The sequence below is a fragment of the Geobacter argillaceus genome, from assembly GCF_007830735.1.
Lineage (GTDB): Bacteria > Desulfobacterota > Desulfuromonadia > Geobacterales > DSM-12255 > Geomobilibacter > Geomobilibacter argillaceus.
This window is the reverse complement of the sequence record NZ_VLLN01000019.1, coordinates 69,708-93,565: the sequence shown is the minus strand read 5'-3', so window position 1 is coordinate 93,565 and position 23,858 is coordinate 69,708. Positions and strand designations below refer to the sequence as shown.

Annotated in this window: 20 protein-coding genes and 1 pseudogene; 8 read left to right on the top strand and 13 right to left on the bottom strand. The window is 56.9% G+C overall.

The features are described 5' to 3' along the window. Positions 1-346, bottom strand: a pseudogene (locus JN12_RS14710) (FAD-dependent oxidoreductase); the annotation flags it as partial. Between the two features lie 627 nt (positions 347-973). Here JN12_RS14710 and JN12_RS14705 point away from each other — a divergent pair. From JN12_RS14705 to JN12_RS14695, 3 genes are read left to right on the top strand one after another with little or no spacing between them, the layout of a single operon-like run. Continuing rightward, a complete protein-coding gene (locus JN12_RS14705) occupies positions 974-2,710 on the top strand; it encodes a sigma-54-dependent Fis family transcriptional regulator (RefSeq protein WP_145024059.1) in 1,737 nt (578 codons plus the stop codon). Next, positions 2,707-3,189 (top strand): pyridoxamine 5'-phosphate oxidase family protein, encoded by a 483-nt coding sequence (locus JN12_RS14700; RefSeq protein WP_145024057.1) that lies wholly within the window; start codon positions 2,707-2,709, stop codon positions 3,187-3,189. The genes JN12_RS14705 and JN12_RS14700 overlap by 4 nt, the downstream gene beginning before the upstream one ends. After that, positions 3,176-4,234, top strand: a complete 1,059-nt coding sequence (locus JN12_RS14695; RefSeq protein ID WP_145024055.1) for an HAD-IA family hydrolase — start codon at positions 3,176-3,178, stop codon at positions 4,232-4,234. The genes JN12_RS14700 and JN12_RS14695 overlap by 14 nt, the downstream gene beginning before the upstream one ends. A 73-nt stretch (positions 4,235-4,307) precedes the next feature. On the opposite strand, the gene JN12_RS14690 is transcribed toward JN12_RS14695, so the two are convergent. From JN12_RS14690 to JN12_RS14640, 11 genes are all read right to left on the bottom strand, one after another. Next, positions 4,308-4,874 (bottom strand): HD domain-containing protein, encoded by a 567-nt coding sequence (locus JN12_RS14690; protein ID WP_145024053.1) that lies wholly within the window; start codon positions 4,872-4,874, stop codon positions 4,308-4,310. A gap of 127 nt (positions 4,875-5,001) precedes the next feature. Further along, positions 5,002-5,376 (bottom strand): response regulator, encoded by a 375-nt coding sequence (locus tag JN12_RS14685; protein WP_145024051.1) that lies wholly within the window; start codon positions 5,374-5,376, stop codon positions 5,002-5,004. A 36-nt stretch (positions 5,377-5,412) separates the two neighbouring features. Beyond that, positions 5,413-5,766: a hypothetical protein gene (locus tag JN12_RS14680; RefSeq protein WP_145024049.1), complete on the bottom strand. Its 354-nt coding sequence runs from the start codon at positions 5,764-5,766 to the stop codon at positions 5,413-5,415. 114 nt (positions 5,767-5,880) lie between these two features. Continuing rightward, positions 5,881-6,846 (bottom strand): SphA family protein, encoded by a 966-nt coding sequence (locus JN12_RS14675; protein ID WP_145024047.1) that lies wholly within the window; start codon positions 6,844-6,846, stop codon positions 5,881-5,883. 23 nt (positions 6,847-6,869) lie between these two features. Next, the gene (gene buk / locus JN12_RS14670; RefSeq protein WP_145024045.1) at positions 6,870-7,946 is read right to left on the bottom strand and encodes a butyrate kinase; all 1,077 of its coding nucleotides are present in this window, start codon (positions 7,944-7,946) and stop codon (positions 6,870-6,872) included. A 24-nt stretch (positions 7,947-7,970) separates the two neighbouring features. Then, a complete protein-coding gene (locus JN12_RS14665; RefSeq protein ID WP_145024043.1) occupies positions 7,971-8,576 on the bottom strand; it encodes a UbiX family flavin prenyltransferase in 606 nt (201 codons plus the stop codon). Between the two features lie 52 nt (positions 8,577-8,628). Beyond that, the gene (locus JN12_RS20850; RefSeq protein ID WP_145024041.1) at positions 8,629-9,288 is read right to left on the bottom strand and encodes a CBS domain-containing protein; all 660 of its coding nucleotides are present in this window, start codon (positions 9,286-9,288) and stop codon (positions 8,629-8,631) included. Positions 9,289-9,319: 31 nt separating this feature from the next. Next, positions 9,320-10,573 (bottom strand): Tm-1-like ATP-binding domain-containing protein, encoded by a 1,254-nt coding sequence (locus JN12_RS14655; RefSeq protein ID WP_145024039.1) that lies wholly within the window; start codon positions 10,571-10,573, stop codon positions 9,320-9,322. A gap of 71 nt (positions 10,574-10,644) precedes the next feature. After that, positions 10,645-12,150, bottom strand: coding sequence for a phenylphosphate carboxylase subunit beta (gene ppcB, locus JN12_RS14650; protein WP_145024037.1), 1,506 nt, complete (start codon positions 12,148-12,150; stop codon positions 10,645-10,647). A 118-nt stretch (positions 12,151-12,268) separates the two neighbouring features. Then, complete coding sequence (locus tag JN12_RS14645) at positions 12,269-13,384, bottom strand: PEP/pyruvate-binding domain-containing protein (RefSeq protein WP_145024035.1); 1,116 nt, start codon at positions 13,382-13,384, stop codon at positions 12,269-12,271. Between the two features lie 24 nt (positions 13,385-13,408). After that, positions 13,409-15,238, bottom strand: coding sequence for a PEP-utilizing enzyme (locus JN12_RS14640; protein ID WP_145024033.1), 1,830 nt, complete (start codon positions 15,236-15,238; stop codon positions 13,409-13,411). 816 nt (positions 15,239-16,054) lie between these two features. On the opposite strand from JN12_RS14640, the gene JN12_RS14635 reads away from it, so the two are divergent. The 5 genes from JN12_RS14635 (at position 16,055) to JN12_RS14615 (ending at position 21,837) form a co-directional block, all read left to right on the top strand. Next, positions 16,055-17,788, top strand: coding sequence for a sigma-54-dependent Fis family transcriptional regulator (locus tag JN12_RS14635; RefSeq protein ID WP_145024031.1), 1,734 nt, complete (start codon positions 16,055-16,057; stop codon positions 17,786-17,788). Between the two features lie 114 nt (positions 17,789-17,902). Then, entirely contained in the window at positions 17,903-19,714 is a 1,812-nt protein-coding gene (locus JN12_RS14630) for a sensor histidine kinase (protein ID WP_211360547.1), read from the top strand. A gap of 54 nt (positions 19,715-19,768) precedes the next feature. Beyond that, positions 19,769-20,653 (top strand): arginase family protein, encoded by an 885-nt coding sequence (locus JN12_RS14625; protein WP_145024029.1) that lies wholly within the window; start codon positions 19,769-19,771, stop codon positions 20,651-20,653. 205 nt (positions 20,654-20,858) lie between these two features. Further along, positions 20,859-21,311 (top strand): GNAT family N-acetyltransferase, encoded by a 453-nt coding sequence (locus tag JN12_RS14620; RefSeq protein ID WP_145024027.1) that lies wholly within the window; start codon positions 20,859-20,861, stop codon positions 21,309-21,311. A gap of 49 nt (positions 21,312-21,360) precedes the next feature. Continuing rightward, on the top strand, positions 21,361-21,837 hold the full coding sequence (locus JN12_RS14615; protein ID WP_145024025.1) for an Rrf2 family transcriptional regulator: 477 nt from the start codon (positions 21,361-21,363) through the stop codon (positions 21,835-21,837). Between the two features lie 59 nt (positions 21,838-21,896). Here the strand turns inward: JN12_RS14615 and JN12_RS14610 are convergent, their stop codons facing one another. Beyond that, positions 21,897-23,822, bottom strand: coding sequence for a bifunctional acetyl-CoA hydrolase/transferase family protein/GNAT family N-acetyltransferase (locus JN12_RS14610; protein WP_145024069.1), 1,926 nt, complete (start codon positions 23,820-23,822; stop codon positions 21,897-21,899). Between the last annotated feature and the right edge of the window lie 36 nt (positions 23,823-23,858).

Here is a 23,858-nt window from a genome sequence, read left to right as displayed (position 1 = left end):
TCCGCTCCGAGAACTCAGCGAACCGTTTCGCCACCGCCCGGGGGGAGGCCACGCCATGGCGGTCGCAGGCAAAGCGCTTCAGTGCCCGGATGTCCACCGGGCTCCCCTCACCGGATTTACGGCAGTTCTTCTCGCAGGGGGCGGTGCAGACCCTGCTGCAGACGGAGACCAGGGGGTTGGTCTGGCGGGCGATGAGGTAGGCCTTCTCGTACTCCCCTTCGGTGATAGCCCGTACGTACCGCTTGGTATCGGTCGCCAGGGGACAGGCGCTCTGGCAGGCCACCAGGGCCTGATAGTCCTCAACCCCCAGAATCTTTACCTGATACTTGCCGCTGTGATTGCCCATCTTCTTCTCCTCTGTCTGGTGCACGGTCATTCGGCCGCTTATTGCTAGAACTGTGTTAATTGCCGTTAAGCCCGGAGATATAAGACATGGTGTATGTATGATGTTTATGTCTCGTGTACTAAGCATTGCATATGCCAAACAATGTTACATTGTGCGCGATGGTTGCCTTCCGTGACGACAAAGTCCTTGAGTGATAAGGGGTTGCGAGTGGGTAGAATTTTGTTTGAACGGGTCGATGGGGTTGTGACGAGGTGGGGAGGTCGTGGCTGTAGTTTATTATTTCGTGAATTTTGTTGCGACCGGAGCGAATGTTTTTTATCATTTGATAAATTGGTGACAAGGGCGGGGAGGGGTGGTCAGGCGGGGAGAGGGGTGTTTTCTTTCTTGCTCGCAGCGTTGATACATAGTAACGTAACCTTGTTTCGGTATGGTGTGCGTAGCATTTTCCCGTGCCTGGTAATGAATATGTGTAGTTCTGGCAAGCTGATATGATGGTTGGTTGAGCCTTGAGATACAACGATATACGTCCTGGTGAGGTGATATCCGGCATATCGTATAACGCGGTTTTTGCGATGCGGTGGGCGGTTCAATCAATGGTGCATATGGATCGACGGGGGATAATGAACAATGTCCAGCAGCAAGAAAAGATCTGTCAGCGGATTGGTTAAAGGCGATCTTCGTGCGCAGCTACGCTTCTGTTCCGAGACCGGCCAGATATGGCTGCACGAGCACCGCATGCTCCTGGTCCATGCCGAGGCCCAGGGTGGGATGCGCAGGGAGTTGATCGACACCCTGGGTATGGACCGCGCGCGCGGACTTCTCATCCGCATGGGGTTCGCATCGGGTATGCACGATGCCGAAATCTTCAGCAGACAGGATCAGGGGGCGTCCGATTACGAAGCGTTCGTAACCGGCACACAACTCCATACCCTTGAGGGGATCGTAAAGGTTACCACTCTCAAGCTTGATGTAGATCGTGCCGCCGGCAAGTACTACGGCGAGTATCTTTGGGAAAACTCCTGGGAGAGCCAATGGCACCGGAAGCACTTTGGTAACTTTTCCGAGCCGGTCTGCTGGAGCCAGATCGGCTACGCCTGTGGCTACACCACTTCCCTGATGGGGCGCCCGATTCTGTATAAGGAAGTTGAATGCGTCGGCATGGGGGACAACAACTGCCGCATCATTGGCAAACCTCTTGATGAATGGGAAGATGCGGCCGAGTACGAGCGTATCTTCAACCGGGAATCGATCGCCGAACAGCTCATCGATCTGCAGACCCAGGTCGTGCAGCTCCGTTCCGCCATAAGCGAGAAGGAGAAGCTTCCTGCTGACATAGTGGGGAATTCCCCGAGTTTTCGTGCCGCCTATGACCTGCTCAAGCAGGCGGCAAACAGCCAGATTACGGTACTGTTGCAGGGCGAGACCGGCGTTGGCAAGGAGGTGTTTGCCCGTTCATTGCATGACAGGGGAACCCGCCGCCAGGAATCCTTCATTGCGATCAACTGTGCCGCTATTCCCTACGATCTGGTGGAATCCGAGCTGTTCGGCGTCGAGAAGGGAGCCTATACCGGTGCACTGGCTTCCCGTCCCGGACGTTTCGAACGTGCTAACGGTGGCACGCTGTTTCTCGACGAGATCGGCGATCTCCCCCTTTCGGCGCAGGCCAAACTTTTGCGTGTGCTGCAGGAAGGGGAAATCGAACGGCTCGGCGACCACAAGACCCGCAAGGTCAACGTGCGGCTGGTGGCGGCAACCAACGTCGACCTCAGGCAGTTGGTCAAGGAGGGGAAGTTCCGCTCCGACCTCTATTACCGGCTCAACGCTTTCCAGATCAACATCCCGCCACTCAGAGACCGCAGGGACGACATCATGCTCCTTGCCGAGCGCTACCAGGAGAAATACTCCGCCGTCCACGGCAAGAAATTGCGCGGGTTCACCGACAAGGCCAAACGGGCGCTTCTTGCCTACCAATGGCCGGGCAACATCCGCGAACTGCAGAACATGGTCGAACGTGGCGTCATGCTCGCCCCGAACGGCACCCGTATCGAGGTGGACCAGATGTTTTCGGCCAGCAACGACGACCATGCACTGGAATACGGCCTCGACAGCAACGGGAGTCTCGACATCGACCGCCCGGAGTCCGGCAAGGATATTTACGAGTCGGTGCTGAACGGCAGCATGACGCTGGATCAGGCTGAGGCCACGCTTATCGAGGCTGCCGTGAAGAAGGCAGGCGGCAACCTCTCCGCCGCTGCCAGGCAGCTCGGCCTGACCCGGCCCCAGCTCGCCTATCGATTGGGACGCCTGAACGGCAGCGAATCGGCCCAGCCGGATAGCGCCCCTTCACACGATCATCAGCAATGACAGATGCTCTGGCTATGCGGGTGCTGCGGTATCTGCGGGAGCACAATGTTGCCACCCTGGCTACCGGCAGCAACGGTGATCTCTGGGCCGCGGCAATATTCTATGCCAGCGACGGCTATACCCTTTATTTCCTCTCCTCGCCCACGAGCCGGCACTGTCTCCACCTGACGCAGCACCCGCGCGTTGCCGTGACGATCCAGGAGGATTACTCGGACTGGCTGGAGATCAAGGGGGTACAGATCGAAGGTGTTGCCAGCGAGATTTCCGGTGCGGAAGAAGAAAAGGCCCGCCGGTTATACGGGCAGAAGTTTCCCGTGGTCGGTCTGCTGACGCAGGCTCCGTCGGCCATTGTGAAGGCGCTTGCCAAGGTGCGCTGGTACCGGATTGTCCCCCAGCGCCTCTATTTCATAGACAACTCCATAGGTCTGGGCCACCGCGATGAGGTCGATTTGAGCCCTGGGAACAATGACGGTACTTGAAGGGAATCTGGTCAGCGGAGCAGGGCGGGCTGCGGAGTTCTTGCAGCTTGACTGGGTCCGTTCTCAGCTCATGGAACTGGTCGGGATCGATCCGTTCCCCGGCACGCTCAATCTGGCGCTTGAGGACGATACGAGCCTGGCCAGCTGGCGGCAGTGGCGCAGCATGCCCGGTCAGGCCCTGGAGCCGAAGGAGGCCGGCTTCTGCAGGGCGCGCTGTTATCCCGTGCAGGTTGCCGGCCGTATTCCGGCGGCGGTGCTGCTGCCGGCTGTCGCCGATTACCCCGAGGACAGGGTCGAACTCGTCGCTGCGCTGCCGATCCGCCGGCATCTGGCGCTCGGTGAGGCTGCACGGCTCAGGGTGGAGTTGTGCAGCCCTCTTGCCGTCAGGGCGGTACTGTTCGATCTTGACGGCACGCTGGTCGACTCGGTCAGCGCCTATATCGAGGTGGCGCGGGGTGCTGCCGCCCCGTTCGGGCTGAAGGTTACCGGGGAGCAGGTGCGTACGGCGCTCGCCACGGGTGGCAGTTTTTGGAAGGGGATTGTGCCTGAGGGGCGGACTGACGTCGATGCCATCGCAAAAGGACTTTCGGCGCATGCCGCCCGCGAGTGGCCGAGGGTGCTCAGGGAGCATGCCCGGCTCTTTGACGGGCTTGCGCAAACGCTCGATGCGTTGAAAACTCTCGGCATCATGCTCGGCATCGTGAGCGGCGCCCGGCCGGAGGTGTTGGAACTGCTCCGGCCGGACGGTATTCTGGACCGGTTCGACGCGGTCATACTCGGTTCCGACGTGTCAAAAGCGAAGCCCGATCCCGAGGGTATCCTCAAATGCCTGCACCAGTTGGGCGTGGCGCCCACTGAGGCCCTCTACGTGGGCGATGCCCCGATAGACATCCAGGCCAGCCGTGCCGCCGGAGTGCGCGTGGCGAGCGTGCTCACCGGAGCCGGTGACAGCGCCATGCTCTCCGCATACGGGCCGGATCGTCTGATTTCATCGCATGTCAGGTTGCCGGCGATGGTGGCATCGCCAGCGGCCATTGACCATTGATGTAATCCCGTTCTTCAAATAAATGCCTTCCGCGTTGAGGTGATCCTTATCTCCCCACGTCCTCATTCGTTGTTTACCCCGTTTTTTCCAATTCCTCACGTAACTCCATCCAGGCCAGCCGTTTGCCCGTTTCGGTAAAAAACCAGGCATCAATCTGGTTGGATGTCCATTGCAGATGATACTGCCTGCTGTGCCGGAACCGTTCACCATCGATGGCCATACCTGTTGGCGTACACCGGAACAGTTTGTCGGCATCCTTGACAATTTTGTCGCTGTCCGAGATCGCGTACAATCGGGAATCATGGCCGTCGATAATTTCCAGAATCTCCGCGGTCTTAACCGGATCATACTGTACCTGCTGTAAAATGCCCCTGGCCAGTTTGACTCCTTCCACCTCATGGATCCGCCGTAAATCCGGATCGAATCCCGGCCCGAACGCCTTCATCTGCAGCTCCTCGGAAAGCTTTATCCACCCCAGGTCATGACAGATAATTGCCGGTATGACCACTTCCGGATCACCCGGTTCATCTTCAAGCAACCGGCGGGCAAATGTATAAGAAATTTCAACATGAATATCGTTCTTCCGGGTAGCTAAATACGGTTTGGCCAGTTCGTAAATTGTGTCATACCTGGTCGACATTATTAGCCTTTGTCCCCGCCAGGGCGGTGGTCTGCTGTGGTGCGCGCCAATAACGAATTGATTGGGATTAAGAGGGGAAAGGGGATAGGACGATCGATCAGTTCTTATCCCCTTTCCCCCTCTGAGCTCAGTTGGCCAAGGTCTCCTGGACGCTGGTGACTATCTCGGCACTGGTGAATGGTTTATGAATGAAACCGTTCACTCCTGATTCAACAGCGATCCGCGTCAACTCCTCTTCATTTTTTGAAGAGATCAGCAGGATGGGTATATGCCTTGAACACTCCTTTTCCTTCAGGAGCCTGGCCTTTTGATCCCCGGAGAGCATCGGCAGCATGACATCGAAAATGATCAGGTCCGGCTGGTGCTTGGAAAATATGTAGCCATTGGCGTCGATGCCGTTGGTGGCAGTCAGCACGTCATAACCCGCTTCCCTCAAGGCCTCACTGGCCTGCGTCAGAACCAGTTCACTGTCGTCAACAATCAGAATCTTCTGTTTGTTCATGGTCGTTAACCTTTCAAGAACTCAATTTTTCACCGGCTACGGGACATTTATCAAACAGCCGCTTTGGGATTGTACGGCAACATCACCGCTTTTTATGCTGCCTTCGATCACAACGCCTTCAACGTAATAATCTCCCAGGTCCTTGGTAATCTTGATCTTTCCTACCTCATTCCGGATCAAACCGGTGCTGCCGATGCTGGAAAACCTTCCTTCATACCGATATACCGGGACCACTGCATTGAGACAGAATTCTTCCTTGGCCAGCTTGCTCCCTCCATGGAAAAGATGGACGGTGTCTCCAGTCTTGGCGAAAACGGCATTCTGCACCTGGACCGGGACTTGAGGGGGAACCGTAGCGCAGGCAAACACCAGGACAGATAGTGTAAGCATTGTAGTTCCCATTACGAATCTTTTTACCCCGCTCATAATTTCTCCTTTATTTTTAGTTAGTTACTCTCTGCCACTTGCAAGGGCTGTCATTGTTCCCTAAAGAGCGTACCCTGGCTAGAAGGCATAGATAATCTTGAACTGGGTCTGGGGACCGGTGGCGATGTTCCTGGCGCCGTACTCCCAGTACTGCTTGAGGGTCATGCTGAGCGGTCCCATTTTGGGCCAGTACTTGATGCCGATGCCGATACCCCCGACACGGCTCTTGTTGTTTTCCACTGTGGCACCGTTGAATTCATCGTCGGTGGTCTGCCAGTAGTTATAGCCGACCAGGCCGCCGCTCAGGCCGTTCTTCAGGCCATAGCCCGCGGCCCAGTCGATATGAAACTCCTGGCCCGGATCAAGATTGCCCACCGTGCCGGTAGCGGGGTTGAGGAACTTATCGTTGCTTGTGTTGAAGTCGTACATCAATTTGGCAGAGACATCAAACCCCTCCCAGAGATACGAAACAGCGAGAAGCGGTTCAATGGTCCAGTGGTTTTTGGAGAGGATCTGTGTGGCTGGGCGATAGGTGTCGTAATTGCCGGTGGGTGCCCAGAAATCAACGACTGCGACGGCGTGCAGGTTTTGATTGAAATGCCAGCCAAAGATCAGCGGGCTGAAGATGATGTCGCCAAGTCCCTTTTCCCGGGAATCGAGTGCTTTGCCCCCGGGGGTGGCCAGGGACGAACCGGCCTGGAGGTCGGCGCTGTAGTAAGGAAGGAAAATCTGTGCTCCCCAGTCGGCCCCTAACAGTTTGAAGGGGCTGACGTAAATGAATCGGGGTACCTCGGCCACTACGTCAGCCTTGAAGCTTCCCGGCTGGCTGTTCCCGGAGTTGTCCCTGACGCTGTTTTTCTGTGCGAGGATGAGATAGTTGACGAGATACACGCCGGGCGGGGGGAGGGCGCCGACTGCGAAGTCTTCGACACCGTTGGGGTAGTGTTGTCCGCCCCCGGCCCAACTCTGGACAACAGTCAGAATAAAAAATACAGCAGCTATCCAAAGGGTGCGCAACACTCGATAACCTGGAACTTTCATCATGTTAATTCTCCTCTCGTTTTCCTTCAGGAGTAGACCGACAATGCTTCCTCGTTGTTGAAGTAGCGCAGCGCCGCATCGGCCAGCGCTTCCATCTCGTTTTCGCCGGGATTCAGATACACCGGCGCGATGAACGAGATCTTTTTCTTCAGGCTGTCCAAAAGCCGCTGGGAGTAGACCAGGCTCCCGGTCAGGGCGATGGCGTTCACCTCCCCTTCGAGCACCGCCGCGCAGGCGCCGATCTCCTTGGCCACCTGGTAGATCATCGCCTCGAACAGTTCTGCCGCCTGCTGGTCGCCGGCCGTGATCCGTTTCTCGATCTCGATGACATTGGTGGTGCCCAGGTAGGCGTATAAACCGCCGCCACCGGTCAACAGCTTCAGGACCTCGGTCTTGGTGTACTCGCCGCTGAAGCAGAGCTTGACCAAGTCTCCTGCCGGAAGCATCCCGGCCCGTTCCGGCGAGAAGGGGCCATCCCCTTCCAGGGCGTTGTTGACATCGATGATCTTCCCCTTCCGATGGGCGCCCACCGAGATCCCGCCCCCCAGATGGCTGACGATCAGGTTGACCTCGTCGTACTTTCTCCCCAGCGTTGCTGCAATTTTCCGGGCAGTGGCCTTCTGGTTCAGGGCATGGAAGCTGCTCTGCCGGGCAATCTGCGGAATTCCGGAATAGCGGGCCGACGTACACAATTCATCGGTCATGGGCGGGTCGGCCGTCAGCACCGGGATGTTGAACTGGTTCCCCAGATCGAAGGCCACCAGCCCCCCGACGTTGATCGGGTGTCCGCCGTAGATGCCGCTTCTCATGTCCGCAATCATCTTCGGGCATATCCGGTAGGTGCCTCCGGGGAGCGGTTTGACGTTGCCGCCGCGGCAGGCGATGGCATCGATTCCCTCCATGGAGAGGTTGTGTTTTTTCAGGAACTGAAAGATGGCCTCCTTTCTAAAATCGTATTGATCCCAGATGGTTGGAAACTTCCTCAACTCCGCGTCGTCATGCTTGACCGATTCGTTGATCTTCATCTCACCGGCCGAGAAAATGCCGATCTTGGTCGACGTTGAGCCGGGATTGATGATCAGAATGTTTTTGTCACCGTTCATGCTCTGTTCTCCAGTACATGCGGGTCAGTTGGCGATCCGCAGCGACTCTCTGAGCTGCTCCTTTGGGTCGTGTCCGCTCCAGCGTTTGAACAGGTTGTGCTCTATGCCGACCTGGTCGAGCGCCTTGCCGATGCTTTGATGGATAATGTCCATGATCGATTCCGGTTTGTGGTAGAACGCCGGCATCGGCGGCAGGATCTGGGCGCCGCAGTCGGCGGCGCGTGACATGAGATCGAGGTGCCCTTTGTGCAAGGGAGTCTCGCGCACCATCAGTACCAGCGGTCGCCGCTCTTTGAGCGTTACATCGGCGGCTCGTACCACCAGATTGTAGGTGAACGAATTGGCAATGGCCGAAAGCGTCTTCACGGTGCAGGGCGCGACGATCATGCCACGGGTACGGAACGACCCGCTGGCAACGGCGGCGCCGATATCCTTGTTGTCATACACCACGTCCGCCAGCGACTTGACATCGTCAAGTGTGTACGACGTTTCGATCTCCAGGTTCTTGCTGGCAGCCTCGCTGACGATGAGGTGGGTCTCCTGCCCCAACCCTTTCAGTACACTCAGCATCTCTACCCCATAGATCACTCCGGTTGCGCCGGTAATTGCCACTACCAATGGAAGGCTCATGGTCTGCTCCTCTCGTTTCGTCGCGTTTTCTGCGTGGGCCGTTGTCCGGCAATCAACATCTCCCGCTGACCGGGAAAAAGCCCGCCGCCTCCAGCGCGGAAATGACTTTTTCAAAATCAGGGGCGTGGAAGCGAAGGATGACCGATTTCTCCGGATAGCCGTCATCCGCCTGTTTATCGTGCATTGCTATGGGATAGATCGCCTGTAGTACGGCACCGGCAGCTTCAGCGACATCGGCAATTCGACCCAGCACACCGGGGCTGAGCCGTATTCCGCCCAGCGTCACGCCGTTGCGTCGTTCCCAGGCCCCCACGCAGTGAGCGGCAAGCTGGAAAATCTCGTGCGCCGAGATGATCCCCGCCACCTCGCCTTCGTCCATGACGGGGAACTGTGCCACCATCAGTTCCTTGCCGTACCGCAGGCAATGCTCCATGGTGTCGTTGATATCCACGGTGGCGGGATTGCGGACCATGAAGTCCCGCACCTTGAGCCGATTGACAAAAAAGCTCAATTCGTCAGGATTCTGGGTGCGCGTAACGTAGTGCCCCATGCGCAGCATATTGTGTCGCGTTACCAGGCCGCGTAACCGTCCGTTGTCCACCACGGGCAGTGCATTCAGGTTGTTGTCGATGAGGAGGCGCTTTGCCTCCGCGGCAAGCGTATCGCTCGAAACCGTCATCGGGTTGGCTTGCATCCAGTTGCGCACTATCATTGCCCATCCTCCTTTATTGCGATCAGCGGTGTTATGCCACTGCTTTTGCCCGTTCCTCCGCATACAGCCGCACGAATTCGTCGACTGCCACGCGGGCGAATTCCGGTGTGTACAGGTGAAGATCGACCTCCTTGACCCGGCCGGGATCGTCGAGTCTCTCCTTCAGCCGTGTTACGAAAGCGGCGTCGGCAATCGGATCAAAGATGATCCTCCCTTCAAGATCCTGTGACGACCACCCCTTGAGCGGGATCAGGAAGGTCCAGGCACCCTTGGCCCGGTTGAGCCGATCGGCGATGACGTCGGCGGCCTGGCGCAGTTCGTCGGCGCTGGTGCGTACCTGGACCCGCAGCGAGTCCTGCACATACTGCGGCCGATCCTTGGTCTTCTCCAGCATGTCGGCACGACCGCCGTAGGACAAAATGTCGAGCCCGCACGGTGCCAGCACCATGGGAATGCCGGTCTCCACTGCCGCATTCAGCCGGTCCGGCCCGGGATCGCGGTTGCCCTGGAACAGATTTTCGATGATCCCCCCGGTGCAGATGTCAAGCACCCCGTGGAAAGCGCCGGCGCGGATCATATCCTCCATTGCCTTGTCCCCTTTACCCTGGGCATGGCAGACGATGGGGGTGAAACCGGCCTCCTCCAGCATGGACAGCGCCGCCTGCACCGCCATCTCGCCGAAGCCGAACGAGGAGATGGCAACACATGGCTTGTCAAACGTGATGTTCGTCCCCTGGGTTACCTCGACCATGCCGCAGATGGCGCCCACCGCGTTGATGATCTGCGCCTTCAGGAGCGGGTTCATCTTCACCACATCGAGTACCGTATGGTGCATGGTGATGTCAGAGGTGCCGACGTACTTGCCGACATAGACGGGATGAGCCGCCATGGGGGACGCCATCAGTTTGGGCATGCCAAAGGGCAGGCTTTTCATGACGCTGGTGCCGACCAGCGACGACGTCCCGCCGCCAACTCCGAAGACCCCTTGAACCTTTCCCTCTTTCATCATGTCGGCGACAATTGCTTTCGCACCTTTAATCTGGTTTTCCATCGCTCGATCGCGATCGGAACGGTAACATTCACGCACGGCCTCAATCGTCATGCCACCCCGCTCAGCCACCTGCTCGCAGGTGATATCTCCAGGAAAAGGGGGGGGCTCTTCCATGCTGAAATCAAGGAAATAGGCGTTATGCCCCCGTTCCTCGATCATATGTTTGACAAAGACGATATCCTCGCCCCGCGTGTCCAGGTTGCAGATGATGACGATACCCTTTTTCCGGGCCATGGTATGTTCCTCCCTCTTGATTGCTGCTCCGGCAGGCGGCCAATTGAGGCCGCCTGCCGTCCCACCGCTACCTACTTCTTCTTGACCGTCTCGGGTCGGGTCAGGCGCGGAATCATATCGGCCACCGGACTTACCCCGGTGAAGCCGTACTCGTTCCAGCGGTCGGAGACCTTCTGCAGCACTGCACGATCCATGAAGATCTCGTTCGGTTTGTTTTTCCACTCGAAGGGGGTGCAGGCATCCATGATGATACGGCTGACCACATCACGCGCCTCGATCGGCAGACCCGGATCGAGCGGTGTGGAACGGCCGCGGGTGATGATCTGGACCGAGCGCTTCGGATCGAAGCGGGTGGCCAGCGCCCACCAGACACGGTCCATGTCGTCTGCCTCGATATCGTGATCAACGACGATGATCCCCTTGACCCCGTAATGCCCGGTGGTGCTCCCGTTCACCGCATCGGCCACGTGGTTCGAGTGGCCCGGATACATCTGCTTCACGGACACAACGACCCAGAAGCGACCGGTGGCCGCGGCCGGGAAGTAGACGCTCTGGATACCGGGCACCTTCATGGTTTCCAGGTCGTGCCACAGCGTGGCGGTACGGTTGAGTGACTGGACCATATGGGTGTCGTTGATCGGCTTGCCAACCGTGGTCGACCAGAAGACCGGCTTGGTACGGTGGATGATCCGTTTCACGCGAATCACCGGCTTCGGATAGTCCTTCATCTTGTTACCCGAGTAGTACCCGGTGTATTCGCCAAACGGGCCTTCCTCCATCAGTTCGTTCGGATCCATCCACCCCTCTACGATGATCTCGGCGTTGGCCGGCAGAGTCAGGCCGGTGAGATCGGACTTGAACACCTCGATCGGGCGGCCGCGCAGCGCACCCCCCACGTCGTACTCGTCCGTCTGGGCGCTGACCAGGGTGGAGCTGGCCAGGAACAGCACCGGATCGCCGCCCACCACGTAGGCAACGGGCATCTTCTCGCCGCGCTCCTGGTACTTCTTCATGTGGAATTCGCCATGCTTGCCGGCGATGATCTGTGAGCCGAGGATATTCTTGCCCAGAATCTGCGAACGATAGGTGCCCAGGTTGGTCCAGCCGGTGTCAGGGTCCTGGGTCACCAGGTAGCCGGAGGTACCGAAGAAACGGCCGCCGTCATCGGGATAAAACCAGGGTGCGGGAAAGTTTTCCAGGTCGATCGCCTCTCCCTCGATGATGTTTTCCATTACCGGCGGGTTCTTGACGAACGTGGGTTTGATCATCTGCTTGGTGGTCAGTTCCATCCATTTCCGGGAAAGCTGGCACATGGTAAGCGACGGATCCTGCTCCAGGCAGATTGCGATCCGCTGAGGTGTGGTAAAGGCACTGGTGAAGACCGGAATGGTATGCCCTTTTACATTCTCATAGAGCAATGCCGGGCCTTTTTGCTCTTCGTTCACCTTGGATATGTGGGCAAGTTCGAACTTCCAGTCCACTTCCGATTTGACGCGATGCAGTACCCCGTGGGCCTCAAGGGCTGCAATGTAACTCCTGATGTCGTTGATGGGTTTTACGTCCGGACGGTTGTTCATAATATTCGTGCCTCCTTGTTGTGTTGGTTTGAGTGGTCGCTGCTGTTTTTGTTCCGTAGATAGTCCTCCTTATGGTTTTAGTTTGTGAAGCTGCCGTAGCGGCGGTTGCCCGGTGCTCCTACGCCACTCGTTTCCCTTCCAGTATGCTGGCCAGGATGTAATCCATGGCAGAAGCACCTGCCTTGGCTGCTACGGGTGATTGCTGTTTCTGGCTCCAGACCGTTTCAGGGCGCGCCTGCAGAATGAAGATGTTGCCGCCGAAGGGGAGATCCTTATCCACTGCCCATTCGACGTCCATGGGCCGGCCGTAATGTTTCTCGATCAGCTTCCCCATCCTGGCCAGTTCGGTGATTTCGTCATCCATCAGCGACTGCACCTTCTGCCGCTCGAATGGTACCTCTATGGGACGGGAAACCTGCGTCTTCTGGTCGACCGTGTAGTAGATATCCTTCTGCGAAATGGTCCGCTCTAAGATGTCCAGCGTGATCTTGTTCACGACAAAGTTGTCCGGCGTTACCTCTCCTGAGACCACCGACTCGCCGAAACCGTAGTTGGAATCGATGACGATCACTGAACGGTCGCCGTTGGCCGGATGAATGGTGAACATCACGCCTGCCGTGAACGAATTGGCCATCTTCTGCACGCCGACGCTGATTGCCACCAACTCGTCGGCGTACCCCTGGTTGATCCGGTAGGCAATGGCCCGGCCCGTGTACAGGCTGGAGATGCAGCGCCGCATGTGATGCAGCACTTCATCCACACCGCGGATCCAGAGGTAGGTGTCCTGTTGGCCGGCAAAGCTTGCTCCGGGCAGGTCCTCGGCGGTGGCGCTGGACCTGACGGCCACCGGAACCGCCGGCAGGCAGCTGCGGACCGAGAGCTTGCGGTACTTTTCCGCCACCAGGTCCTCTATTTCCATGGAGAACGAGTGGGCCTCTATCATCTCGCGGATGGTCGAGCTGGTTTTTTCCAGGGCATCCATGTCCCGGGCGTCGATGCCGGTCAGCAGGGACTGTATTTCCCGGTCGATCCCCGCACCGGTCATGAAGCTCCGATACCCCTCGGTAGTGAGCGCGAAACCGGGGGGGACGCGGATTCCGGCGTTGATCAGTTCGCCGAGCGAGGAGCACTTCCCCCCGACCAGGGGAACCGAATCCTTCCTACATTCCTCGAACCAGCAGACCAGGGGGGTGCCAGTAGTTGCCGATTGGGTTGCACGTACGTTCGCTGTCATATCCGTCGTCTCCTTTTGAATCTTTCAGCGCTCAATGGTCACGATCCCGGTTGAGCCATCGACATGGAGCATCATGCCGGTCCTGATGATCTTCGTTCCGAGCCCGGTGCCGACCACCGCCGGCATGCCGTACTCGCGGCAGACGATTGCCGCGTGGCTCATGACGCCGCCTACATCGGTAACAGCGGCCTTGATCTTGGCAAAGGCCGGGGCCCAGGATGGCGAGGTGGTGGGGGCAACGAGGATTTCACCCTCCTGCAGGAGGCGGATGTCGTCGGCGCTGCGACAGACCCGCGCCTTCCCTTCGACGACGCCGGGGCTGCCGGCGAACCCCTTCAGGGATGTGATGCTGTCCGGATCGGAGGCGTCCTGGACCTCGGCCCAATCGGAAATGGACGAGTTGGTGACCCCCCACAGCACGATGGTGAACGGTTCCTGGATTACCTCCGGCGCCGTGCCGATGGCAGGAGGCGGACTCCATTCCTGGAACTTTTGCATTACCCCTTTACGCCAGGCGATTTCCTTCGGCCAGACCTTCGTGCCGCGCGGCTTGACCCCGGTTGCCCAGGCCGTGACCATGTCCCACAGCGCCTGCTTGATCTCGTCACGGCGCAGATACCAGACATCCTCGATATCTTCGATCAGGCCGTGCTCCTTCATGATCGCCGCCACTTCGCGCATCTTTCTCCAGAAGATGGTATGGAACCAGTGCTCGACATAGAACAGGTGGTTTTCCACATAGGGGAAGACCGTCTTGGCAGTGGCCAGCAGATCATCGAAGGTCTTGCGCTCTTCGTCCGAATTGATCAGATTGCGATATTCGGCGGTGATCCGGTCGCGTTCGGCACGCACCTTCTCCATTGGCCGCTCGATGTCCACTCCCTGCTTGAGCTGCTGGATGTAGGTGGCGATGCCCGACATCGGTATGTTCAGGTCGTCGTTCCAGGATTTGTCGCTGTGGGACCAGCCGGTGCCAGTGGATATGTGGAACCAGGGGTAACGGGCCTCTTCCAGGGCCGCAAGCCATTCCTGCCCCTTGGGTTGGTTCTTCAGGGTCGCCTCGGCATCCTTCCACTCCGTACAGGAGGTGAGTACCTGGTCCACGCCCAGCTCGATCGCCTTTTTTGCCAGCTTCTTCAGCTCCTCGTCGGAGCGGAACATGAGCACGTCGATGCCGGCGATCATCTGTGTCACGCTCTGCAAGGGGACGCTTGGGAACAGTTTCTGGACGAAATCGAGGAAAAAGACATAGGCCGCGTAGCCGAGGTTGAGAAATTCAAAGTGATACTGCCAGCACTGGATACCCAGGTTGATCAGGTCGTCATAGGCCTTGATCAGGTGGAACCCCTTGGATTCGCCGATCCCGTCGGTCACCACGCTGATATCTTCGAGATCGGGCAGGCGCGGGATCGACAGATCCTCGACTTCCTTGATGACCCGCTTCATCTTCTCTTCCCACTTGGCTTCCAGCTCGTTCCAGTTCTTGTAGTAGTAACCGGCCCGCTCCATGAAGTTCGGGACGCGTCTGCCAATCTCCTCCGGATCCATTACCGGCACTGGCGAGATATAGACGTAGCCGTTGATGATCCGATGGTCGACGCCGCGCACCGGCGGCACCTGGAAGATCCGGTTGTTGTACTGGGACAACCCCAGGTACCAGGCCTCGTCCCAGATCGTGTCAAAGGGGTAGATCGCTTCCGGATAGTGGAGCCCGTCGTAGAACCAGAATGCCTGCTCTTCGTAGACCTTCCGTTCCGGGTCGTCAGTGACGAACTGGTACTGGTACGGATACATCCTCTCCCAACCTTCTGTTCCCGGAATGTCCTTGATGTCGTGCGGCTTCGGAAATTTCATTACGTCTCCCCCCAATTTGTTCGTGGATGCTGCATGGTTTCGGAAATGACGTTCCTCTTGCACCGGGTGTTCGGTGGCTCTACTACAATTCGTGATTACGCAATGTTATGTTGCCAACTGCTGATTCTTGCGGGTACCATGCTGGATCTATATCTCCATGAGCATGGCTTGTGCCAAACATTGTTTTGATTGCTGATGGTGGTCGCCGGGTCGTACTGAAAGCGCAGGCGAATGGTCTGTTAATTAAGGACAAACGACGATTTTTATTGGCCGTAAATATTTCGAAAAAACCGTCTTCGAATCGGTCGGCATCGCCGACTCCCTCCATCGACAGTTGACCATTTTGTCATTTCTTGCCGTCGACGAACCGGGTGATTTGACAATTTTGTCAAACTTCGAAAGTGGCAAAATCGAGCAGGGTAGTAAGGGATGCCATACTGACCGGTATGGAAAGGGTTTGGGTGGGGTAGTGACTTCTGTCGGGCAACCGGAGTGGTGCTGAGATTTCCGGTAAAGAGTGGCAGATGTATCGTCAGTCCGGATTGGGCAACTGTTGTTGAGCGCAGTTTTCTTGCTTGCATGTCAATTGTGCGGGTGTTAGCATAACCTTGTTTTGCAAACTGATCCCGGACGGTTGACGCCGGCAGTATCGGATTGAGTCTGGCTTCGTGATGAGTTGCTAATCTGTTCCGGTCAGCATTGATGTAAGTTGTCGTCAACCTGACTGCTAATTGGAAATGAATGCGACAATGTTTTGTTTTGGCGGGCTCTGAAGAGATAGTCTAACCGCTACGGGAACTGTAGAGAGGTTCGCCTATGACCAAGCTCCGCAGTATCAGTAAACCCACCCGCGATACGACCGACGGGGATCTGCGCGCACGGGTCCATTTCTGTGCTGAATCCGGTCATATCTGGCTGCACGAACATCGTATGCTCCTGGTCCACGCCGAGGCACAGGCCACGCTGCGCCGGGAGTTGATCGACACGCTCGGTATGGAGCGCGTACAAGGGCTTCTCACCCGCATGGGGTACGCGGCGGGGATGCATGATGCCGAACTTGCCCGGACGCGCTTCGAGGGGGCGACGGACATGGAACTCTTTATGACCGGTCCGCAACTTCATATGCTGGAGGGGTCGGTCAAGGTCGTCCCGGTTAGGGTTGAATTCGACCGTGTTGCAGGAAGCTTCTACGGCGAGTTTCTCTGGGAGAACTCATGGGAGGCCCAATGGCACCGCCGCCACTACGGTACCTACTCCGCACCGGTCTGCTGGGGTCAGATCGGCTATGCCAGCGGGTATACGACGGCCTTCATGGGGTGCCCGATCCTGTACAAGGAGGTGGCGTGTGCGGGGATGGGAGAGAACCATTGCCGCATTGTCGGTAAGCCGATTGCTGAATGGGAGGACGCGAACGAGTATGCGCGCCTTTTCAGCCGGGAATCGATTGCCGACCAGCTCATTGACTTGCAGACCCAGGTGGTGCAGCTCCGTTCAGTCATCGGCGAGAAGGAAAAACTTCCCGCCGACATAGTGGGCAATTCCCCCCCCTTCCGAACCGCCTACGAATTGCTCCAGCAGGCGGCAAAGAGTCAGATCACGGTACTGCTCCTCGGGGAGACCGGTGTCGGCAAGGAAGTGTTCGCCCGCACCCTGCATGACAGCAGTGCCCGCCACAAGGAATCCTTTATCGCCATCAACTGCGCGGCCATTCCTCACGACCTGGTGGAATCCGAGCTGTTCGGGGTTGAGAAGGGGGCCTATACCGGAGCACTAATCACTCGTCCGGGCCGATTTGAGCGGGCAGACGGCGGCACGCTGTTCCTCGACGAGATCGGTGATCTGCCTCTTTCGGCTCAGGCCAAACTCTTGCGCGTGCTGCAGGAAGGGGAGATCGAACGTCTCGGCGACCAGAAGACCCGTAAGGTCAACGTGCGGCTGGTGGCGGCAACCAACGTCGATCTGAAACAGCTGGTCAAGGAGGGGAAATTCCGCTCGGACCTGTATTACCGGCTGAATGCCTTCCAGATCGGCATCCCGCCTCTTCGGGAACGCAAAGAGGACATCCCGTTGCTGGCCAAGCGCTTTCTGGAGAAATATTCCGCTATCCACGGCAAGAAGCTGCGCGGCTTCACCGACAAGGCCAAGCGGGCACTCCTTGCCTACCCATGGCCTGGCAACATTCGCGAATTGCAGAACATGATTGAGCGTGGCGTCATTCTGGCCCCGAGCGGCAGCCGCATCGAACTTGAGCAGATGTTTTCGGCAAGCGGCGACCAGCAGTCAGTGGAATTTGGTCTTGATGGCAACGGTGATCTCGACACCAACCGCTGGGAATCGGGCAAAGATCTTTGCGAGGCGGTCTTTAACGGGGTCATGACGCTGGACCAGGTCGAGGCCATGCTGGTCGAAACCGCCGTGGCCAAGGCCCGCGGCAATCTTTCCTCTGCTGCCAGGATGCTCGGCCTGACCCGGCGTCAGCTCGCCTATCGTCTCGGGCGCCTGCACGAAGGCGAACCGGCCCGGCCCGACATCGGGCTCGTTTCCTCCTGAGATTGGCGCCGATTGATGCGTCCGGATGAAACGTGGTGTATGATACTTGCGGGCCTGCCAACAGTGGGGTGTATGGTGATTACGGACTGACTCCGCTGGTACGCCTTCCCTGATATGATGATATTTCTGCGCACGCATAGGCTGTTGATTGCCCTGGTCTTGATTGTTGCCAGTGCCATCGGTGCGCTCCTCTGGATTCAATATGCCAATAACGAGGTGCGGGCCGAAGCACGTGCTCGTTTCTTCGAACAGTACAATCGTCAGCAATTCCTAGTGGCCGAACTGGCATCCCAGAGCCTCAATGAAATGTTCACCACGTTCCACCGCGACCTGGACCTCGTGGTAAGCCTCTTCGAAGGGAAGGAGGTCAACCAGCGACGGGCCGAAGAGGTGAAGGGTAGCCTGAAGAAGATCTACGGCTCCCTTGTCAATACCCCGATCATCGAACTGGTTGTCTTTGACCGCAATGGGATCGTTGTCGCCATCGAACCACACGATACGTTTACCCTGGGCCGTAGCTATGCCTGGCGGGACTATTACCGCTGGGCCAAGGGAAACAAGGAGCCGGGGCGGATGTATCTTACGCCGTTCATGCGGCTTGAGGGTGGGCGGCATCGCGGGGTCAAGGAGCTGATCGTTGCCGAAGGTATTTACGGTCCGCGGGGGGAGTTTCTTGGTGTTGTCACCTGTACGCTGAATTTTGACGAACTGGCGCGCAAACATGTCCTTTCCGTCCGGATGGGTAAACACGGCCATGCCTGGTTGATGGACCGCAGCAACAGGACCATTCTTGTCGATCCCAACGGTAAAATTGCCGGGAAGAGTTTCGAGGAGGCGCTTCTCCCCAAATGGCCCCGTATTTACAATCTGTTGATCTCTGCCGGGGACGGGAAGCCGGGGAGTGGCTGGTATGATTACGTGGACCCGGATGACCCGAACCGGCACGTCCGCAAGCTGGTCAGTTACCATCCGGTACGCCTGGAAAATAGACTCTGGATATTGGGTGTCGCTACGCCCGAGCGGGAGGTGGAGGCGCTTCTCTCCTCCTTTCTGCAACGTCAGGAAGCCATTTCAACGACACTGTTGGTAACGATCCTCGGCGGCGCCACCCTGTTGCTGGCGCTCTTGTTCAACTGGAACAGGACCCTTTCGACCCAGGTCGGGGTGCATACCAGGGCTCTCAGTGAGGCGCATTCGCGCCTTGAGTCCACCTTCGACGAACTGCTGGTGGCCAAGAAAGTTGCGGCTGTGGGGCACCTCGCACTGGGACTTGTGCATGAAATCCGCAACCCTCTTTCGGCTATTCAGATGAATATGCAGATGATTCGCAAGAAGATCGATCTTTCCGGCGTCCTCAGTGAAAACTTCTCCATTGTTGATGGCGAAATTCAGCGTCTCAACCGTCTGCTCAAGGATGTCATGGACTTTGCGCGTCCCCGGCCGCTGCGGCTGCAGTCCGTTGAACTGGGAGAGATTGTCAGCCGCTTGATTCAGCTTATGTCGGAGCGCCTCGCCGACCAGCGCATTCATGTCGAAACCAGTATCGAATCCCCTGTGCAGCTTGTCTGTGACCCCGAGCAGATCCATCAGGTGCTGCTGAATCTTGTTCTTAACGCAATCGAAGCCATGGAGGGGGTCGCACACGAAAGATGTCTGGACATAACCGCATACGGCAAAGACGGCCAGGCGCATATCCTGGTGGGCGATACCGGCGGAGGAATCCTGAAGGACAAGCGTGAGCAGCTCTTTGATCCATTTTACACAACCAGGACCTCTGGCGGTGGTTTGGGACTGTCAATCCTTCAGACCATTGTTCTCCGTCACGGTGGGTCGGTTACGGTTGCAAGCGAACCTGGTCTTGGTGCCACTTTTACGGTGGTCCTGCCCTTAGAGGGGCCTTCCGAAAAAGGAGAGCAGCTGCTTTAAGAGCTATGCTGTAGCCGGGGGCAACCGACCCGGCCATTGGGCAATGGAAAAACCATGAGAGTGTTCTACGATAATCGTCAATCGGTTCCTGGGCAGGTCTCTTTCAGTCCTTCTGCCGGCAAGCCGGCACAGGTGCTTGAGAGCTGGAGAAAACTAGGGATTCCTTTTTGTGAGCAGTCTTTTGCGCCGCTCACTGCTGACGACATTGCCCTGGCGCATGCCAGGGAGTATGTGGACGGTGTGCTTTCATGTACCCAGATAAACGGTTATGAAAACCGGAGCCCGGAGATTGCGGCGGCCTTGCCGTGGGTTGCCGGAAGCATGGTTGCCGCTGCCCGGCACTCCTTCATTACCAAGGAGGTGAGTTTCAGCCCTACGTCAGGCGCACATCATGCCTGCTATGCCAGCGGCGGAGATTTTTGTACCTTCAATTTTCTTGTCATTGCCGCGATAATGGTACATCGGGCCGGTGCCGGGCGGATTGGCATTCTGGACCTGGACTATCACTACGGGAACGGTACTGACGACATCATAGAGCGACTTGATCTGAGATATGTCCGGCATTACAGCTTCGGGGGGGACCCGGATGCTAAATCCTCATCCGCGGAGCGCTGGCTCAAAAGGCTGCCGGGTGTCGTGGGGGAATTCTCGGATGTAGACCTGATAATTTACAACGCCGGCGTCGATTCCCATATTGACGACCCATTGGGCGGCAATCTCACCACTGAACAGATGGCCAGACGCGAAAGGATTGTCTTTGAGGTGATCCGTGAAATCGGGGTTCCCATCTGTACCAGTCTTGCCGGGGGGTATCAGGTGATGCGGGATGGTACCATTGATCCCGTTCTCAGGCTTCATGACACAACCTTTGTGTCTGCGTGGGAGATGATCGAGTCGCCAGAGAAAGGATACATCCGAGAAACATGGACATCATGGTAATAAGAGTACGTTTGGCCACTCTTCGGGATGAAAAATAATTAAACTTGAAAACCATTTTAAATTGTGGTATTAAGGTACCAAATTAGCATTCTCTTGCTCGTAGTCTACAGAGGCGGTCTGATCCTTATGTTCGCAGGTAATGAGCCGTGCGGCAGATTACTCGGCCGGACGTTGCTGCGACACAACAATCATTCAGGATACGGAAATGAAAAGTCAGATTTCCATACGCAACGCCGTTCCGACCGACCTTGATGCCGTTATCGCATTGGACGATGTTGACCCCGAGGAGGCAAAACCTGCCTACTGGCGCGGGGTTTTTGAGCACTATGTGATAAGCGATAAAGGGCAACGGCTCTGCCTGGTCGCTGAAGTCGGCAAAGAGGTCGTCGGTTTTATTATTGGCGAGGTGCGTGCCTGGGAATTCGGCTCGCCCCCGTGTGGTTGGGTGTTCGCGCTGACCGTCTCTCCAAAGGTACGTCAGAGGGGGATCGCCCATCTGATGTTCGAGGAGATTTGCAAGCGGTTGAAGGAGACCGGGATCAAGACGGTGCGAACGATGGTGCATCTCGATAATACACTCACCCTGTCGTTTTTCCGCAGCCAGGGTTTGCGGACGGGCCGCTATGTCGAGCTCGAAAAAAAGCTCGATTCGCTTTGACCTTTATCTACTTGACTATCCAGGTCTCTGACCGGAGCGGGATCTTATTATGAAGCTTAATAAAGGAAGCCTGTTTGCCCTTCTTGCCGTACTCGAACTGGCCAGCGACGCTGATCGCCAGCTTTCAACCACCGATATTGCCGACAAGTACGGGATATCCTCCCATCATCTTGCAAAAGTGATGCGGAATCTTGTTCACGAGGGGCTGGTACAGGCGGTGCGTGGCGTTGGCGGCGGATATCGGTTCGCGGGAAACGTCAGTCGCACCACGCTGCTGGACGTAATCCAACTTTTTGAAACCCTGGAATCGGAGCTCGACATACCGAACCACTGGAATCACTCGGGCGACCCCATCGTGGCGGAGTTGCAAAGTATCACCAACGAAATCGACGAACTTACCAAGGCAGTGCTGGATACGATTACCCTTGCCACTGCATTGAAAAGCGCGCGCAAGCGTTCCGAAACCGATGCCCAGAATAAGGCTCCCGGGAAACCAGCTCTTCGCGTAACGCCTGATTCCGCCTAGGTATCCTCTTGTTTTTGTACGCTCATGCCGTGTGTCAGGGTATGCCCGAGCGGCGTACCTCAACCCGAGAAATCACTGCCCGAACCCCTCCGCCCCGTTTCTCCCGCCGATTTTGTCTCGATCTTCTGATGCTTCTTGTTGAAACGGAATTCCATGTGATAGGTGTCTGTTTCCTGAGAATATGCCAATGAATGACCCAGCTTGCGGTGATAGCTGATCATCGCCTCGTTGGTGGGCAGTATCTCCGAACAGAACCCCTCGATTCCCTTGCTGATTGCGTAACGTTCCAGTTGCCGGAGCAGGTATTGGGCCAGCCCCAGTCTGCGGAACGCCTCATGGACCACCACCGCCGTTTCCGCCATGTTCGTGCGGGGATTGACCGCATAACGTGCTACGGCCACAATTGATTCGGCATTGTCCACCTGCAGGAACACAGCCAATGCCATACGACTATGGTAATCGACGCAAACCTGTTTTGCCGCCTCCAGATGCGCAAGCTGCAGTTTGGGTCCGAAGTACCGGTTGTAGATTGTTTCCGGATTGTGGCTATAGAAAAATTCCTGCAGGGTACGTTCATCGGTGGCCTTGAGGGGTCTGACCAGCATCATGGTGCCGCCGAACTGCCTCTGCTCCTCAAACTCCTTTGGGTACTGATCCAGTGCCTGTTGCCACACCTGCTCGTCTTCATAGACATAATGCTTCTTCTTGACGAAATCCAAGAGCTCCTGGCGATAGTCGGGGTGGGCGATGGAGATCAATGCCAGAGCCCGTTCGCGAATGGTTTTGCCATGCAGATAGGCGATGCCGTATTCGGAAACCACGTAATGGGCATCACCACGGCTGGTAACGACGCCGGCGCCGTCGTCGATCCGGTGCACTATGCGGCTGATTGTCCCATCTTTTGCGGTACTGCGAATTGCCACGATAGGCTTGCCTCCCCGGCTCATGGCCGCACCGCGGGCGAAATCCACCTGACCGCCAATGCCGCTGTAAAACTTGTAACCAATGCTGTCGGCGCATATCTGCCCGGTCAGGTCCACCTGTAGCGCCGAATTGATCGCCACCACCTTGTCGTTGCGGGAAATTACCCGTGGATCGTTGACAAAATCCGACGGATGAAATTCGATGCCGGCATTGCCATCGATAAAATCGTAAAGCGTTTTGCTGCCCATGACAAAACTGGTGACCGTCTTGCCGGGGCAGACCTGTTTCAAGCGGTTGGTGATATTGCCTCCGTCGATCAATGGTATCAAGGCATCGCTGAACATCTCCGTATGGATACCGAGATCACGCTTGTCGGCAATAAACTGCAATACGGTACCGGGTATGGTGCCGATTCCCATCTGCAGGCAACTGCCGTTTTCCACCAGGCGTGAGATATGGTAGCCAATCTGCAACTCCACCTCATCGGGCTGTTTTGCCTCGGATTCGAGAATGGGCTGGTCGATCTCTACCATAAAATCTATTTTACTCAGGTGTACGTAGCTGTCGCCGTGAGTCCTGGGCATTCGGCAGTTAACCTCGGCAATGACCAGCTTGGCACGATCCAGTGCCGCACGCTGGATATCCACATTTGTTCCCATGCTGCAGTATCCGTGTTTGTCAGGTGGCGACACTTGTAATAAGGCCACTTGATTGCCTCGCTGACCATTACGGATAAGTTCCGGGATTTCACTCAGAAATATCGGTGTGTAATCGGCCCGCCCATCGCAAACGGCCTGGCGGACATTTTCGCTGATAAAGAATGAGTTGTGCCGGAAATGCCCGGCATTTTGTTCGGCAATATAATCGGCAGCCCCTAAGGAGAGGAGTTGGATCAATTCTAGATCGTGAAGACGGTTGGCGTTTCTGCAAAGAGCGGCAACCAGTGTTTGCGGGACCGCACACCCTGATCCTACAAAAACGCGCCAGCCTGATTGTATCTGACATACCGCCTCATCTGCGGTTTTCAGCTTCTGTCGGTAAAGCTCGGTTAGGGTGTTCATGTTCACGCCTTTTTGACTTGTTAACGCAGTGTGAAG

Bases quoted from the DNA above. Each gene is read 5' to 3' on its own strand.
- JN12_RS14665 (WP_145024043.1), bottom strand. From the start codon at position 8,576: ATGAGCCTTCCATTGGTAGTGGCAATTACCGGCGCAACCGGAGTGATC.
- JN12_RS14680 (WP_145024049.1), bottom strand. From the start codon at position 5,766: ATGCTTACACTATCTGTCCTGGTGTTTGCCTGCGCTACGGTTCCCCCT.
- JN12_RS14610 (WP_145024069.1), bottom strand. From the start codon at position 23,822: ATGAACACCCTAACCGAGCTTTACCGACAGAAGCTGAAAACCGCAGAT.
- JN12_RS14700 (WP_145024057.1), top strand. From the start codon at position 2,707: ATGACAGATGCTCTGGCTATGCGGGTGCTGCGGTATCTGCGGGAGCAC.
- JN12_RS14620 (WP_145024027.1), top strand. From the start codon at position 20,859: ATGAAAAGTCAGATTTCCATACGCAACGCCGTTCCGACCGACCTTGAT.
- JN12_RS14625 (WP_145024029.1), top strand. From the start codon at position 19,769: ATGAGAGTGTTCTACGATAATCGTCAATCGGTTCCTGGGCAGGTCTCT.
- buk (WP_145024045.1), bottom strand. From the start codon at position 7,946: ATGAACGGTGACAAAAACATTCTGATCATCAATCCCGGCTCAACGTCG.
- JN12_RS14630 (WP_211360547.1), top strand. From the start codon at position 17,903: ATGATGATATTTCTGCGCACGCATAGGCTGTTGATTGCCCTGGTCTTG.
- JN12_RS14695 (WP_145024055.1), top strand. From the start codon at position 3,176: ATGACGGTACTTGAAGGGAATCTGGTCAGCGGAGCAGGGCGGGCTGCG.
- JN12_RS14685 (WP_145024051.1), bottom strand. From the start codon at position 5,376: ATGAACAAACAGAAGATTCTGATTGTTGACGACAGTGAACTGGTTCTG.
- JN12_RS14705 (WP_145024059.1), top strand. From the start codon at position 974: ATGTCCAGCAGCAAGAAAAGATCTGTCAGCGGATTGGTTAAAGGCGAT.
- JN12_RS14690 (WP_145024053.1), bottom strand. From the start codon at position 4,874: ATGTCGACCAGGTATGACACAATTTACGAACTGGCCAAACCGTATTTA.
- JN12_RS14640 (WP_145024033.1), bottom strand. From the start codon at position 15,238: ATGAAATTTCCGAAGCCGCACGACATCAAGGACATTCCGGGAACAGAA.
- JN12_RS20850 (WP_145024041.1), bottom strand. From the start codon at position 9,288: ATGATAGTGCGCAACTGGATGCAAGCCAACCCGATGACGGTTTCGAGC.
- JN12_RS14675 (WP_145024047.1), bottom strand. From the start codon at position 6,846: ATGATGAAAGTTCCAGGTTATCGAGTGTTGCGCACCCTTTGGATAGCT.
- JN12_RS14615 (WP_145024025.1), top strand. From the start codon at position 21,361: ATGAAGCTTAATAAAGGAAGCCTGTTTGCCCTTCTTGCCGTACTCGAA.
- JN12_RS14635 (WP_145024031.1), top strand. From the start codon at position 16,055: ATGACCAAGCTCCGCAGTATCAGTAAACCCACCCGCGATACGACCGAC.
- JN12_RS14655 (WP_145024039.1), bottom strand. From the start codon at position 10,573: ATGGCCCGGAAAAAGGGTATCGTCATCATCTGCAACCTGGACACGCGG.
- ppcB (WP_145024037.1), bottom strand. From the start codon at position 12,150: ATGAACAACCGTCCGGACGTAAAACCCATCAACGACATCAGGAGTTAC.
- JN12_RS14645 (WP_145024035.1), bottom strand. From the start codon at position 13,384: ATGACAGCGAACGTACGTGCAACCCAATCGGCAACTACTGGCACCCCC.